General features: G+C 43.6%; 14 protein-coding genes. 4 read left to right on the top strand and 10 right to left on the bottom strand.

Annotated elements, in window-relative coordinates; translation table 11 throughout:
* Nucleotides 1-6 precede the first annotated feature (6 nt).
* The 6 genes from DFP77_RS05190 to DFP77_RS05165 all read right to left on the bottom strand — a co-directional run bounded on the left by DFP77_RS05190 (nt 7) and on the right by DFP77_RS05165 (nt 5,981).
* Nucleotides 7-984, bottom strand: coding sequence for a 2-hydroxyacid dehydrogenase (locus DFP77_RS05190; protein ID WP_114411219.1), 978 nt, complete (start codon nt 982-984; stop codon nt 7-9).
* Nucleotides 985-1,032: 48 nt separating this feature from the next.
* The gene (locus tag DFP77_RS05185) at nt 1,033-1,986 is read right to left on the bottom strand and encodes a sugar kinase (protein ID WP_114411218.1); all 954 of its coding nucleotides are present in this window, start codon (nt 1,984-1,986) and stop codon (nt 1,033-1,035) included.
* A 24-nt stretch (nt 1,987-2,010) separates the two neighbouring features.
* Nucleotides 2,011-3,270, bottom strand: coding sequence for a TRAP transporter large permease (locus DFP77_RS05180; protein WP_114411217.1), 1,260 nt, complete (start codon nt 3,268-3,270; stop codon nt 2,011-2,013).
* Nucleotides 3,255-3,752 (bottom strand): TRAP transporter small permease, encoded by a 498-nt coding sequence (locus DFP77_RS05175; protein ID WP_114411216.1) that lies wholly within the window; start codon nt 3,750-3,752, stop codon nt 3,255-3,257. The genes DFP77_RS05180 and DFP77_RS05175 overlap by 16 nt, the downstream gene beginning before the upstream one ends.
* A gap of 55 nt (nt 3,753-3,807) precedes the next feature.
* Nucleotides 3,808-4,806, bottom strand: a complete 999-nt coding sequence (locus DFP77_RS05170) for a TRAP transporter substrate-binding protein (RefSeq protein ID WP_114411215.1) — start codon at nt 4,804-4,806, stop codon at nt 3,808-3,810.
* Between the two features lie 158 nt (nt 4,807-4,964).
* The gene (locus DFP77_RS05165; RefSeq protein ID WP_114411214.1) at nt 4,965-5,981 is read right to left on the bottom strand and encodes a LacI family DNA-binding transcriptional regulator; all 1,017 of its coding nucleotides are present in this window, start codon (nt 5,979-5,981) and stop codon (nt 4,965-4,967) included.
* A 170-nt stretch (nt 5,982-6,151) separates the two neighbouring features.
* On the opposite strand from DFP77_RS05165, the gene DFP77_RS05160 reads away from it, so the two are divergent.
* From DFP77_RS05160 to DFP77_RS05150, 3 genes are all read left to right on the top strand, one after another.
* Nucleotides 6,152-7,225 (top strand): zinc-binding metallopeptidase family protein, encoded by a 1,074-nt coding sequence (locus DFP77_RS05160; protein WP_114411213.1) that lies wholly within the window; start codon nt 6,152-6,154, stop codon nt 7,223-7,225.
* Nucleotides 7,226-7,343: 118 nt separating this feature from the next.
* Nucleotides 7,344-7,685: a DUF6172 family protein gene (locus DFP77_RS05155; protein WP_114411212.1), complete on the top strand. Its 342-nt coding sequence runs from the start codon at nt 7,344-7,346 to the stop codon at nt 7,683-7,685.
* Between the two features lie 270 nt (nt 7,686-7,955).
* Nucleotides 7,956-8,780, top strand: a complete 825-nt coding sequence (locus DFP77_RS05150; RefSeq protein WP_114411211.1) for a DUF2076 domain-containing protein — start codon at nt 7,956-7,958, stop codon at nt 8,778-8,780.
* Between the two features lie 67 nt (nt 8,781-8,847).
* Here DFP77_RS05150 and DFP77_RS05145 read toward each other — a convergent pair whose 3' ends face one another.
* Both DFP77_RS05145 and DFP77_RS05140 read right to left on the bottom strand, forming a co-directional pair.
* Complete coding sequence (locus DFP77_RS05145) at nt 8,848-10,203, bottom strand: multicopper oxidase family protein (RefSeq protein ID WP_258861073.1); 1,356 nt, start codon at nt 10,201-10,203, stop codon at nt 8,848-8,850.
* 107 nt (nt 10,204-10,310) lie between these two features.
* On the bottom strand, nt 10,311-12,146 hold the full coding sequence (locus DFP77_RS05140) for an ABC transporter ATP-binding protein (protein ID WP_114411210.1): 1,836 nt from the start codon (nt 12,144-12,146) through the stop codon (nt 10,311-10,313).
* Between the two features lie 345 nt (nt 12,147-12,491).
* On the opposite strand from DFP77_RS05140, the gene DFP77_RS05135 reads away from it, so the two are divergent.
* The gene (locus DFP77_RS05135) at nt 12,492-12,749 is read left to right on the top strand and encodes a TIGR03643 family protein (protein ID WP_374058254.1); all 258 of its coding nucleotides are present in this window, start codon (nt 12,492-12,494) and stop codon (nt 12,747-12,749) included.
* An 89-nt stretch (nt 12,750-12,838) separates the two neighbouring features.
* Here DFP77_RS05135 and DFP77_RS05130 read toward each other — a convergent pair whose 3' ends face one another.
* A complete protein-coding gene (locus tag DFP77_RS05130; RefSeq protein WP_114411208.1) occupies nt 12,839-13,810 on the bottom strand; it encodes an aspartyl/asparaginyl beta-hydroxylase domain-containing protein in 972 nt (323 codons plus the stop codon).
* A gap of 166 nt (nt 13,811-13,976) precedes the next feature.
* Complete coding sequence (locus DFP77_RS20015; protein WP_258861072.1) at nt 13,977-14,453, bottom strand: YebG family protein; 477 nt, start codon at nt 14,451-14,453, stop codon at nt 13,977-13,979.
* Between the last annotated feature and the right edge of the window lie 81 nt (nt 14,454-14,534).

Raw genomic sequence — 14,534 nt, 5'->3', positions numbered from 1 at the left:
AAGAGGCTATCTACTTAACAAATGTTGATTGGCGCAGTTCTGCGAGATATCACCATTCAGTGCATTGATCAAATTGTCCACAGCGCAAGTAATCATAGCAAGGCGTGTTTCTGCTGTTGCCGAGCCAATATGGGGAAACAGTACAGCGTTATCTAGTTTACAAAGCGGTGAGTCGCCTGTTAGCGGTTCGACTTCAAAGACATCTAAACCCGCTGCGCGAATAGTGCCATTGCTGAGAGCCTCGACAAGCGCTGTTTCATCAATAACTTTGCCACGAGACCCATTGATGAAAATAGCGCTTTTCTTCATCATGGCGAATTCTTTCGCACCAATCAAACGTTCGGTTTCTGGTGTTAACGGCGTCATAACACAAACAAAATCGGATGTTTTGAGCAGTTCTTCCAAGTCCATGTAAGTTGCGTTTAGATCTTGCTCGGCGTCTGGTTTGCGACTGCGGTTGCTGTACTGAATCTTCATATCAAAACCAAAATACCCGCGTTTGGCAATGGCATAACCAATGCGACCCATGCCAATAATACCAAGGGTTTTTCCATGTATGTCGGTGCCGTATAAGTCTTCACCTATGTTGCTGGTCCAACGACCTTCTCGTACCATGTTGGATAACTCAACAGCGCGTCTAGCAGTACACATGATCAGCGTGAACATGGTATCGGCGGTGGTTTCGTTGAGCACACCAGGTGTGTGCATCAATGGAATGTCTCGCTTTGCAAGGTACGCTAAATCGTACTGGTCTGTACCAACGGAAATCGTTGATGCCGCCTTTAGTTTGGGGGCAAGATCTAATAATTCTGGGCTCATGCCGATGCTGGAGCCAATCAGCCCTTCTGCATCGGCAAGGGCGGCTGTAAATGCCCCCTTATTGTCCTTACTGACACCATCAAAGAAAGTAACGTCAAATTCAGCTTCAAGTCGTTGGCGTTCTTCTGCTGGAATGTCTCGGTATAAAATGACTTTTTTCTTCATCTCGTTACTCCTTTTTGGCTGTCTTCGTATAGGTTGCTTTTCTCTTAATTATTTTTCTAAACTATTGAGGTACGCGCGAGTTGGTAAACCTTCACTGTCGCCACGAACTTGCACCGTTAAAGAACCTAGCAGGTTCCCGCGACGAGCAGCTTGTTCCATGGTTTTACCATCAAGTAATGCCGAAATAACACCAACGGCAAAGCTATCGCCAGCCCCCACTGTATCGACGACTTTTTCCACTGGGAAGCCTGCAACCGTTCCTGACTCACCAGTACTGGTTTTGAAGTATGCGCCTTTGCTACCGAGTTTTACGATAACTGTTTTGACACCATTTTGGAGATAAAAGTCGGCTATTACTTCTGGTTGATCACTACCCGCGAGAATTTTGCCTTCTTCTATACCCGGTAAAACAATGTCACTGGCAAAGGCAAACTCATTAATATTCGCAATCATAGTGGCTTCATCTGGCCATAAAGTTGGTCGCAAGTTGGTGTCAAAAGACACACTGCAGCCTCGCTCTTTTGCTAGGTTTAAGGCGTGTTTTGTCGCCTCACGCATTGAGCTAGATACTGCTATCGAGATGCCAGTTAGATGTAAATGGGAACCCGCTTTGAATAAATTTTCGTCTATGTCTGTAGAATTTAATGTAGAAGCGGCAGAGTTTTTGCGGAAGTATTCTACCTTAGGGTCGCTGCCGTCGGTTACGTTGGATTTCAGCATAAAACCAGTAGCGTGATTAGCGCTTTCAGAAATCCAGTTTGTGTGAATATTCTCATTGCTAATTGCTTGGCGGATAAATTGACCAAAGCTGTCTTTGCCGACTTTGCTAATGTAGCTGGCTTCAAAGCCTAAACGTGCCATACCAATAGCGACGTTGACTTCCGCTCCAGCTAAAGAGCGGTGGAATTCTTCAATGTCAGCAAGTTGGCCTGGCGTTTTGGCCACAAACATAGCCATGGCTTCACCAAGCGTGACAAAAGAGTGTGATTGCTTTGTTTCCATTATGGATGATTCCTTCTTTCTCTCTTAGATCAATAAGATAAATGGCATAAAAATAACGGCAATCAATACCAACACTATGACAGAAATATATGGCATAACTGCTTTAAATGATCGATCAATGGACAGTTCCCCAATGGAACTTGCGATTAATAAGCACAAACCATAAGGGGGAGTGATTAAGCCGATGGATAAAGTAATAATGACGACGATACCAAGTTGAACTGGGTCTATGCCTAATGTGAGGGCGACAGGATAAACAACTGGAACAAATAGCACCATGGCTGGGATCGCATCCATAAAGGTGCCAACAAATAGGAAGAACGCCACAATAATGAATAGGAATAAATATTCATTGCCACCCATTCCATCAAAAAAGCCGGATACAATCGCGTTAATTTGGTAATAGCCAAGGAATTCACCAAGAGCCGAAGCGGCTGCCAAAGCAAAAAGTGATAAACAACTTAACTTTAATGTTTCGGTAAAAATCTTTGGCAAATCTTTGAGGCTAATGGATTTATAGTAAAAAGCACTAACGAAATAGGCATAAACAGCGGAGAATGCGGCTGCTTCTGTCGGTGTGAATACACCAAAAACAATACCGCCAATAATGATAAGAGGCGTGATCATTGCTGGAACGGCGTCTTTCGTTAATGAAATAAACTCGACACGACTTATTGTCTCTGCTTTTGGTAAGTTGTCACGTTTCGCTATGATGCTAATAACAAACATCATTCCAAGACCAATTAAAACGCCAGGAATCATGCCACCAATAAAGAGTTGCCCAACCGATGTATTGGTTAATCCACCATAAATCACCATGGTGATACTAGGTGGAATAATGCCACCGATAGTAGACGAGGCTGCTGTAACGCCAACCGCCATTTCTCGGCTGTAGCCTTTGTTGATCATGTTAGGGATAAGAATTTTACCTACGCCCGCGGTATCAGCTGTGGAAGACCCACTGACACCTGCAAACAACATGGAGACCAATACGTTTGCGTGACCAAGCCCGCCTGGTTTGCGACCGACTAAGGCGATAGAAAAATTAATAAGTCGATGAGATATCTGGCCGCTATTCATTATGTTGGCTGTCAGCACAAAAAGTGGTACAGCGAGCAACACATAAGAGTTAAGGCCGTAGAACATCTTCATTGGGATCATAGTTGTTGGTGCACCAGTCATGGTGCCGATACCCACTAAAGAAGCAATGCCGATAGAGAAGGCAATCGGGATACCAAGAATGATAAGGCCAATAAATAATAAAGTAATTAGCGCGAGTTCCATTTAGCCCCCTTGAAGCAAGATAGTGTTTTCGCTTCGTTATAGATGTTATCCACCAGATAAACGCTGGAGCTAATAAAGGTGATTGGCATGATCAGCCACACATAGCCTTGTCGAAATTCTGGGATACTGATCCAACGAGAGTTCCAAAATGCTTGAGTGATTTCGACGCTGTATAGCGAGCAGAATACACAGAAAACCAACATGATAAGATTCTGAGTAATCACTAAAACCGAGCGTTTATGACCTTGGAAATAGTGAGTGAGAACATCGAATCCAAAGTGTTTGTTTTCTTTTACCATTACGGCTGTGCCAAGGAACATGGCCCAGATAAACGAATTCACTGCGATTTCTTCTGTCCATAACACTGAAATACCGAGATAGCGGGTAACAACTTGGATCAAGGTTGCGGTGAGGAACACCACCAATAGCAAAACGCCCAAGCTGATTTGGAGTCGAGCGATAAATGTAGTGAGTATCTTCATACCATATATCCTTGAAGCTCCGAGGTACCCTCGGAGCTAAAGCGAGCAGATAGTGTTATTTGGTCTGACGTATGGTTTCAAGAACTTCTGTCATACCATTTTTTTCCGCCCACTGATCTTGGATAGAAAGGGCTTTTTCAATGAAAGGTGTGCGGTCCAGCGTATTGACGATAGCACCATCATCAATGGCTTTTTGTTTGTAAGTTGACTCTTCACTATACAAAGCTTGGCGTTCCGCTTGAGTCGCTTCTTTTACAGCTTGATTGAAGGCCGTACGTTGCTCGTCATTGAAGCTTTCCCATACCGAATTACGCACTAGCAATAGACGAGTAGTGTAGTCGTGACCCGTTTCAGAAATGTACTTACCGTTGGATGTTTTGTGGTGTTCCATTGGAATGAAGTAAGGGTAAGCGTTTTCAGCGGCGTCAACCACATTGCTTGATAGTGCTTGGTAAAGCTCAGCCCAAGCTACAGAGGTTGGAACAGCACCGATTTCTTTCCAGTATTGAGAAACGACACCGGATGTTTGAGTACGAATCTTCATACCTTTTACATCTGCAAAAGAATTAACTGGTTGCTTGCCATACCAATGACGTACGCCAGCAGTCCAATAAGCGGCTACTCGGTATTTTTCACCAGACTTTGTGTAGATAATGTCAGCAATATCTTTACCTACTTTGCCATCAACCACTTTTTCCCAATGGCTGTAATCGTTGAACAAGTAGAGTAAAGAGAATAGATCCACTTCTTCAATGCCTGATGACGTCATAAACCCTGGAGAAACCAGAACCATATCAGCGCCACCGAGAACCAACTTTTCCACTAGTTCATTTTCATTGGTACCGATAGTTCCTGCATGTACTTCGACATCAAAAAATCCTGAATTATCAGCGACTTCTTTTAGTTTAAGCATACCTGTTTGGTAGGGACTAGAGAGATTGGTTTGGTTGTGAGCGGCTACTAACTTAATCGTATCTGATTTGGTTGAGTCGTCGCCACATCCGGCAAGAGAAAGGGCGGCAGTAGCCGTTAGTAAAGTAAATAATTTTTTCATGGTGACTCCATTATGGATCGATTTTTATGATTATGGTGATCGCACTTTAGGCAGATGACGATATCATGGAATCGATTCCATGAATAGGCTTTGTCAATCGCTTTTGAAAAAAATGCATGATTGTTTTTTAACCAGTTCATACGCGGGGTTGTAAAGGCTTAGGTGGAATGCCGAATAACGAGTTCGGCTTTGAGCTTGATGTGTTGTGCTGGTTCTTCGTTGCCTTGGACTCTCGTCAGTAATCGCTCGCAAGCGGTTTGGCCGATGAGTTGCGTTGGCTGGCGCATGACGGTAATACCGCCTTCGAACAATTGAGCCCATTCTGGGTCGTCTATGCTGATTAAGCCTATTTGCGAGCCGATACGAATGTCTAACTGTTTCAAGGCTTTCGCGGTACTCATCATAGCGACACCATTGGTGGTGAATATGGCTTTTTTACGTTTTGGGTTTGCGTCTATGAAAGCTTGAATGGCTTTGGAAAGCTGGCTGACTGTCATGCTTTCTATTTCTATGATGTCACAAGACATACTTTCATGTTCTTGGGTAAAGGCCTTTATTGCATCAACTCTGGATTGGCGAGGGTCAATTTCGAGGGATTTGGTAATGACGAGAATGGCTTCATAGGCCTTGGTTTGTAAATGTTGGCAAGCCTCTTTTGCGGCTGCTTCATTATCTAAGCCAATGGTATCAAAGCCAAGTGAGGTGTTGATTCTGTCCACCAGAACAATAGGGCATGAGATTTGTTCCAAACTGCTAATTTGTTTCTGTGCCATACCTGATGTGTTTACTATTATTCCATCGACTCGGTGTGCTTCTAGCAATGCTAAATAGCGATCTTGCAGTTCTTTTTCATTGTCCGTGTTACAGACCATTAACATGTAGCCTTCACGACGACAAATATGCTCCACACCTTGTAAAACGTCTATGGAATATGGGTTGGTGACATCGGCGAGCATGAGTCCAATCAGCTTTGAGTGGCCTGCTCGAAGCATGCGAGCGGAATGATTAGGGCGAAAATCTAGGTGAGTGATGGCTTGCGCAATTTTTTCTCGTAGCTCATCTGATAATTTGTCTTGTTCCCCATTAAGGTAACGTGAAACACTGGTTTTACCCACTTTGGCGTGTTTCGCAACGTCTGAAATCGTTGTGAAGCTCTTGTTATTTTTCTTCAGCAAGGTGTCGTCTCAATAGTTGTTTTTAGTGCGTATAGGAGTAGGTGATTTGCCGTACTGTAAACTATGATCCTAGTAAGGTGCAATTATGTCGAGCGAATCACATGCTCGATTCGTTTCCGCTTTTTTTCTTCTCACATGTAATTGCTTATCTTTTTGATAGCAGGAGTTTTATGAAAATTTTCAGCTGCCAGCAATGCGGACAAACGGTGTTATTTGAGAACACTCACTGCGAGCAATGTTCGTCGTCGTTGGGGTTTTTACCCGATCAATTGGTGATTAGTGCGCTAAAGTCAGTTGATAATGCTTGGTATGCTATGGCGGACAAATCCATTCCCGCTAAGCGTTGGTATTACTGCGAAAATCATCAGCACCAAGTCTGTAACTGGTTGGTAGAAGAGGGCGGCAGTACGTTTTGTATGGCTTGTGAATTAAACCGCCATATTCCGAACTTAGAGAAAATTGAAGAACGTCAGGCATGGCAACAACTGGAGTTTGCTAAGCATCGTTTGGTGTATTCTCTGCTGCGTCTTGGCTTGCCTTTAGTGAGTAAAAAAACAGAGCCAGAAGACGGTTTATCGTTTGATTTCATTTCTGAAAATAACGTGGTGCCAGAAGATGTGAGCGCAATGACAGGCCACGCTTCTGGGCAGGTAACCATTAACGCCGCAGAAGGCAACTCGGTTGACCGTGAGCAAATGCGCGAAGACATGCAAGAATCTTATCGGACCGTAATTGGTCATTTTCGTCATGAAATTGGCCATTATTATTGGGATTGGTTGGTGTTTGATGATGAGCAGGTTTTGGCTGACTTTCGATCTGTTTTTGGCGATGAAACGGTTAGTTATGCAGATGCATTAGAAGCACATTACAAAGCGCCCAATTCAGATTGGCAGCAGTCTTTTGTGAGTGTGTACGCTTCTTCTCATCCTTGGGAAGATTGGGCAGAAACATGGGCGCATTATCTGCATATTGTCGATACTTTAGAGATGGCAAGCGATTTTGGTTTGAGTCTTCAGCCTGCAGGGGCGAATCGCCAGAACCTCGCTGTGATGGTGAATATCGACCCATATCGACACGATAATTTCGACGATATTCTTGCTCAATATGTGCCGCTAACGTTTGCTGTGAACAACTTGAACCGTGGCATGGGGCAACCGGATTTGTATCCTTTTGTCTTGGTGCCAGCGGTGCGGGAGAAGTTGGCTTTTATTCATCGTTTGTTGCGATCTTATACGGCAGAATAATTTGCGTGACAGAGATTTTATCGACTTATCCATGGCGACAAATAAGTCGATCCGTTATCATGCTTGGCAATTGGAGCATGCAACAACGTCTCCTGACTTTTAATCCTTTAGGATACCAATGAAAAAGACATTTAAACTATCTCATCCAACCATCAAATACCCACGTTTAATTGAAGCGACAAAAAACGAAGTTAAGAAGTATCTAAAAAGAGAGCGCAATAAAAAATTGCCAGAATACGCTGACTTTTGGGGATTTGATTGTCGCTTTGGTCAAACAGAAGCGCTTGCTGAAGAGATTCATGTCGCTCAAATTAATGAAAAAATTAGCTTTGCTGAAAGCCAAGAATGGACTGAGTTCTATCTTGAAATTCTAGCCGCACCAGCCCAACGCACAAAACGTGATGCGACTGATGAGCAAGATGAAGATCTAGAAGATCTAGAAACCGACGAAGAGCTCTAAGCTCAGCAACTAGGTTACAGGTATTAAAAAAACGCCAGATCAAGCTCGCTTGATCTGGCGTTTTTGTTTGTTGTTCTTTAGATAATCCAATTAAGTAAAAATCTCAACCTTCCTCCAAGCCTTGTTTCCTTTTTCCTGACTCTTTAATCACTTGTTCGCGCATTCCCTAGCCTTATCATTAAGGGATCGCAGGCCCTTTTTTTTCATTTGCCTGCTGACTATTTTTAGAGATCTTTGTGCAAAGGTAATATTTAGGTTGGAGATAAAGTGATGAGTAACGACGCGAGCGGTTTAATTGATAGTTTGTTTGAGCGTATTAATACGGCAGAGAAAAACACTGGCGAGCGGGATAAAGAAGCAGAAGTACAGATTAATAAACATCTCGTGGCGAATCCTGCTGCACCTTACTACATGGCACAAACGATTATCATGCAAGAAGCTGCGTTAAAGCAGTTAAATGCTCGTGTTGAAGAACTAGAGCGTAACGTATCTACAAAGCCTAGTTCTGGCGGTTTCTTGTCTGGGTTATTTGGTGGCGAGCAGACTTCTTCCCAAGAGTCCGTTCAGCAAGGTTCAGGTTGGGGGAGAGGCAATGGTTCTCAGCAAGGCTTTGGTCAATCAAGCAACCAACAGGCAAGAGGTCAGCAGTCAAGGAATCAAACTGACAATCAATCGCAAGGTGTTGGTCGAGGTCGTTCTGGTGCTGGTAGCTTTTTAGGTGGTGCCTTGCAAACCGCCGCTGGTGTGGCTGGTGGTATGGTTGTTGGGAATATGTTGATGAACATGTTTAGCCATCACTCCGAAGCAGACATGGCCAATGTTATTAACGAAACCCCTGCGGCTTCTGATATTGGACCTGCATCAGATTCTGGGCAGGACAGCTTTGCCGATAGCGGTAGCGCTGACCAAAGTGGATTCGGTCAGGCAGGTTTTGATCAATCAGATGATGGTTTAGATCCTAACCGAGGCTTTGGACAGGCCGGGTTCGACCAAGCCAATATGGATCAAAGCGATATTGATTCTGGGGGTGTTGATCAAGGCGGCTTTGACGACATGGGCGGTTTTGATGACTTTGGCGACGATGATTTTATTTAGTTATGACGGCTAATTAATAAAAACCAGATCAATTTTTGTTTAATTGATTTGGTTTTTATTGTCTTTTTTACGTCACTTCAACAAAGCTCATAAAGCCTGTTTTCATGTGTTCGATGATATGGCAGTGATACATCCAACGCCCTGGATTATCGGCTACTAGGGCAGCAAGTACGGTTTCATTCTGTCCCAGCAAGACGGTATCCGAATGGAATGGTGTAATGGTTTTTTTGTTCGATTTTAAAACCGTGAAAGTATGACCGTGGATATGAATCGGATGGTGATACTGGGTCAAATTCGATAGCTCGAAAATATAGGTTTTACCACGCTCTAATGTGGCAAGAGGGTCTGGAATGTGGCCTTTTGACATGCCTTTCCAATAGCGGCGATTCATTGTCCAGAAGTTGTAGCTCACCTTGCCATCTTTTTCTATCGGCGTGATGTTGGCGTTCCATTCAAACGCAAATTTAATGGTTTCCGCGTTCTCTAAATCTAGCGCAGGGATGGGATTGAGCGGCAGCTTAGGTAAACCGCGGTCTTTAAGTTGGCTCGCCACGGCTTTGATGGTCACCATGGGTTTCCCCTTGTGTTTAAAGGTGACAGTTTCTCCGACCTTACTCGGTGCTATCACACCAAGATCAAGGCGCATTCCTGGTGCGGCCATGTGATTGGTTAACGCTATGGGCTCTGCAATTGGATTGCCATCAATAGCAAGGATCTGAGCGGCTGGATCGGTTGCGTTTATCTGGTACATCACTGTGTTATCCACATTCAAAAAACGTACTCGAATCGCACCGCCAGCAGGGACTTCATAAGTTGGATGGATTTCACCATTTATGGTCATGACGCGACCGGGTGTTCCCATGCGAAAGGCATTCTGTGGCGTTGTCAAAGCGGTAAAAGAACCATCGTCTTTGATGTGCCAGTTCTTCATGCACAGAACGAGATCTTCATCAAAGTCTGGCTTCTCAGCTTCCTCTACAATCAGTGCGCCAACCAAGCCTTTGCCAAGTTGCTCGACGCTGTTCATGTGTGGGTGATACCAGAAAGAGCCCGCATCGGGTGGCGTAAACTCGTAGTCGAAGGTTTCGCCGGGCATGATGGGCTGTTGGCTTAAAAACGGCACGCCGTCCATGGCAATCGGGATTCTCATGCCATGCCAATGAATGGTCGTCGGCTCGTTTAACTTGTTGATCACACGAATACGAACGGGCTGATGTTGTTTGGCGTGAATCACAGGTGCAGGGTAACCGCCATTAAAGCAAAGTGCTGGTGTGCTGCCGCCAGATACAATGTTCACATCGGCCGCTTCGACGATTAATTCATAGTCGAAACCAGCAGTCGGCGTAGCGGCAAGAACGACTCTCGGCAGTGAGCTGGTCATGGCGACTAAAAGGCTAGATTTTATAAAATCACGTCGGTTCAAAACGGTTTTTCCTGTGAGTTATTCTCGTAAGCTTCGCCAAAGAGCGAGTTTGATGAGGCAAAGCATAACAAAAAAGCCGACTTCATAGGTTGGCCTTGATCAGACTTTTAGCGATATCCCTGCGCCTGCAAGGTAAATAAATGGGCGTATTGACCTTGTTGCGCTAATAATGAATCGTGGGTGCCGCGTTCTTTAATTTGCCCATGTTCCATGACAATGATCTCGTGCGCGAGACGCACAGTGGAGAAACGATGTGAAATCAGAATCGCCATTTTGTCCTTAGTGTGTTCTTGGAAATGCTGAAAAATATTGGCTTCGGCTTGGGCGTCCATGGCTGCTGTCGGCTCGTCTAACACCAAGATATCGGCGTCTTCGCGCATAAAAGCGCGGGCCAAGGCGATTTTTTGCCATTGCCCACCAGACAGCTCTTGTCCGCCACGGAACCAGCGGCCAAGTTGGGTTTGGTAGCCTTGTTCCAACTCATCAATAAAGTCGGTGGCCTTGCCAAGCTCAGCGGCTTTTTTCCAACCGGTTTGATCGTTAAATCTGTCGTTATCGCCAGCGCCGATGTTTTCACCCACAATAAATTGATAGCGCACAAAGTCTTGGAATATCACGCCAACGCGTTTTAGTAGTGCGCTTTCTTCCCATTCCAGCAAATCCAAGCCGTCTAGCAAAATGCGCCCTTGTGTTGGGTTATAAAGACGAGTCAGCAGTTTGATGAGCGTGGTTTTGCCAGAACCGTTTTCACCAACAATCGCGAGACTGTGGCCGGGGCGAATGTGTAAGTTGATGTTGACAAGCGCGGGACGTTCGCTGCCTGGATATTGGAAAGAGACGTTTTCGAAACGAATGCCATCATTGGGTGTTGGTCCAACCAAGAGTCCAGATGTAGAAAGCGGCGTTTCTTGTTCTAAATATTCGTATAGGTTGGATAGGTATAAATTATCTTCGTACATGCCACTAATAGAAGTGAGTGAAGCAGAAACCGAACTTTGGCCTTGTTTGAATAACAGCAAATACATGGTCATTTGCCCCAAAGTAATCGCACCAATAATGGTGTCGCTGACGATCCAACCATAGGCGCCATAAAATACCAAAGTACTTATCACGCCAAGGGCGAAGCCCCAGCTTTCGCGACGTAAAATCAGTCGCTTACTTTCTTTGAATAGTTTGATGAATATTTCTGTGTAGCGTTGCAAAAAACGGTCGCCCAGCTGGTACAGACGAACTTCTTTGATGTTGTCTTCTCGAGCCAGCAAGGTTTCTAAATAGTTTTGCTGGCGCACTTCGGGGGAGCGCCAGCGAAACATCAAAAAAGCATCTCCTGAAAATTTAGCCTCGGCGATAAAGGAAGGTAAAGCGCCGCAAATTAATAACGCCAGAGCCCACGGTGAAAAATGCCACAGCAAGACTGCAAAGCTGGATAACGTGATGGCATTTTGCAGTAGTGCAAAGGTTTTATTCACCAGAGCAAGCGGGCGGCTAGATGCTTCGCGGCGAGCGCGAACTAATTTGTCGTAAAATTCAGAATCTTCAAAATGCGAGAGGGTTAAGCTTTGGGCTTTTTCTAATATTAGCAGGTTGACTTTTTGACCTAATAAACCTTGTAAAATGGCCTGCTGAGCAGTTAATGCGCGTTGCGCGGCAGCAATGACCAAAACCAAAATGCCTTCCAATAACACGTAACTGAGAGCCGTTTGATAATGCAGGACTTGGTCTTGTTTATAGCTTTCCATGGCGGCAACAACCGCATCCACGATCAACTGTCCCACATATGCCATGGCGGCTGGCGTGACGCCGGCAACTAAAGTTGCCAACGCCAAACCTATAGTTAACGTTGGGGAAGTTTTCCACACCAAATCAATGGCGCGGCGACTATAACGAAAGACGCCAAGCATGTTTTTATCGACAGTATTTTTGGGTGAAGCCGTAGGTTTCATTAAAGGCCTTAAAACGTTAGGAAATACATGCAGAGGAACGAATAGTATAAGTGATTCTGCCGATGTTTTATCTATTTAAAAAACGATCCTTAGTGCTTGATAAGATGATTTCTCGTGTAGGAGTTTGATTTGGCTGTTTAGTTGTTGAACGTGAAATATGCGTAATGAGTAATAAATTGGCGAAGCCTACCTTTGATAAGGCAGGAAGTGAAACACGTTCGGTATGGCGCTGCTATGGTGTTCTTCGATTACTGTTAAGGGAAGCTCATTTTACTAAAAATAGTTGATCCGTTGAATTCATCCTTTCGTATAACTCTCGTCATGGTTGCTACTTAAGGAATAATTTTGAATCCAGATACGTCACGAATTATCGAAATGGCTTGGGAAGATCGTACACCATTTGAAGCTATTCAATTGCTTTATGGGCTTTCTGAACCTGGTGTGATTTTATTAATGCGAAGTAATCTTAAATCTAAAGCCTTTAGAAACTGGCGTGCTAGGGTTTCTGGGCGTACGAGTAAGCATTTGGCGTTCCGCAACCCTGAAATTTCTCGCGGCTACTGTAAAACACAGTATAAAATGCATGCTAACAAAGGTCGCTAATAACGACTGGAAGGCTTGTCGCTCCCAACCGTTATAGCTATATGTGATTTGGTGTAAGAAGGGGGGAGCCTATTTCACTTCATTCTCATCTATAAAACCAACCAAGAGATGAATTGAATAAAGCCAACTAAAACGCCTATTAGCACTAAAAGCAGTAAGCTATTGACCGTATATTTTAGGCGTTTATAGGCTTTTCTATTTGTCTGTTTCAATTCTTTACTTTGCTGTAGTAATGGTGTGACATTTTTGAAGATCCTATTCGCCAAACCACCTTTATCCTCATCTGTGTTGGGAACGACAGATGCTCTCATTAATATTTTGTAGCAGAAGTTGATAGCTTTACCGAAAATATTGACGGGTCGATTGAAGTCACACATTAAAATCAGGCGACTCTCATCTGTGTTGTTCTTCACAAAGTGTAGGTATGTTTCATCAAACAGAAGGTCTTTGCCATCTTGCCAAGCGTATTCTTCACCGTCGACATTAATAAAGCAGTCTTTCGAGTTAGGGGTTTCTAATCCCAAGTGGTAGCGTAAAGAGCATGCGACAGGGTCTAGATGACGAGTAAGTTCTGAGTTTCCTGGCATATAAGCGAACATGGCACCATTAATGTTTTTAATTTTGCTGAGAATTTCGGTTGTCTTTGGGCACTGTTGCTGGGCTGATGTATGGGTGTACCCATACCATTTCAAATAATATTTTCTCCAGCCATATTTATGAAATGTTCTAAACCCTAAATCATAAGAAGCATCAGAGCCGGGTTTATTGATATTTTCTAATTCACCGCCATGCTGTAGAGCAAGTGCTTCATCTCTGATCACTTCCCAGTTTTTTCTGAGTTCGTCTAATTCTTTATATTGAAGGGTGTCAATAATTGGTTGACGGACTTTTTTGCAGGAGAACAAATAGAGTAGGCAGTTTAGTGGCGCAAAAATCGGCCAACCTTTACGGAAATACTCAGACCAACTGCTGTATCGAGTGTTTCCTCTATACGTATAAATGTAGTACATGGAGCACATACTAAAAGTAGCAATGACGAGTATGATTGCGGCAGCCTGCATTTTTATTTCCTATTTCTTGACGATTGGTCTTTTTAATTGCTAATTATTTACCAATCGTCATGAAATGTGAATACCTCAAATGAGGTATGCATTTATCTGCTCCTTAATTTCGTATTGATGCATTTATTTGAGCGTTTATGGTGTAAAAGGTGAATTTTATGAAGCTTTATGCCGCATTACTTTCGGGAAAATCGCTGTTTTCATCAAGATCAAATGTTAGCGAGCTATCGTCTTCGCTATAAATCATCTCTTCATCGGTTTCTATAACAAGATCTTCAAGAGTCTTTTTTGCAGAGGTCGCTGCCGAGAGCTGTGTTTTCTCATTAGATTCTTTGGTTGGTGATTTTTTGTTTTTCGGGGGAGTTTTCTTTTTATTGCCTAATATATCTAATAAAGAGTCTTTGTTCTCTGCTAGGTACATAGATAAGGCTTCTTTTTGATTATGATCTCCAGCTAAATTGCTTTGATCTAATACTTCATAAAGCGCTTCAGCGGTATCTAGAAGTTTGTCGTATGCATCGGCTTCGGCTTTTGAAGTAAACGTCATTTTTTCGATTCCATCGCGTTCTACAACATATTTGATAATTACAGGCATGATCCACCTCATGAAAAATAATACTGTATAAATGTAAGGGCTATCCATTTAGAGCAACCAATGTCAATATATAGTGATGAACAAAAAATCTTCTTCACTCAAAGCGGGTATTGATTACCCTAAAAATTG

The sequence above is a fragment of the Marinomonas foliarum genome (genome assembly GCF_003337275.1).
GTDB lineage: Bacteria > Pseudomonadota > Gammaproteobacteria > Pseudomonadales > Marinomonadaceae > Marinomonas > Marinomonas foliarum.
Note: the sequence above shows the minus strand (reverse complement) of the source record. Positions and strands in the feature narration are given on the sequence as shown.

Coding starts and splice junctions, on each gene's coding strand:
- DFP77_RS05175 (WP_114411216.1), bottom strand. CDS start 3,752: ATGAAGATACTCACTACATTTATCGCTCGACTCCAAATCAGCTTGGGC.
- DFP77_RS05140 (WP_114411210.1), bottom strand. CDS start 12,146: ATGAAACCTACGGCTTCACCCAAAAATACTGTCGATAAAAACATGCTT.
- DFP77_RS05190 (WP_114411219.1), bottom strand. CDS start 984: ATGAAGAAAAAAGTCATTTTATACCGAGACATTCCAGCAGAAGAACGC.
- DFP77_RS20015 (WP_258861072.1), bottom strand. CDS start 14,453: ATGGATAGCCCTTACATTTATACAGTATTATTTTTCATGAGGTGGATC.
- DFP77_RS05155 (WP_114411212.1), top strand. CDS start 7,344: ATGAAAAAGACATTTAAACTATCTCATCCAACCATCAAATACCCACGT.
- DFP77_RS05170 (WP_114411215.1), bottom strand. CDS start 4,806: ATGAAAAAATTATTTACTTTACTAACGGCTACTGCCGCCCTTTCTCTT.
- DFP77_RS05185 (WP_114411218.1), bottom strand. CDS start 1,986: ATGGAAACAAAGCAATCACACTCTTTTGTCACGCTTGGTGAAGCCATG.
- DFP77_RS05160 (WP_114411213.1), top strand. CDS start 6,152: ATGAAAATTTTCAGCTGCCAGCAATGCGGACAAACGGTGTTATTTGAG.
- DFP77_RS05180 (WP_114411217.1), bottom strand. CDS start 3,270: ATGGAACTCGCGCTAATTACTTTATTATTTATTGGCCTTATCATTCTT.
- DFP77_RS05130 (WP_114411208.1), bottom strand. CDS start 13,810: ATGCAGGCTGCCGCAATCATACTCGTCATTGCTACTTTTAGTATGTGC.
- DFP77_RS05150 (WP_114411211.1), top strand. CDS start 7,956: ATGAGTAACGACGCGAGCGGTTTAATTGATAGTTTGTTTGAGCGTATT.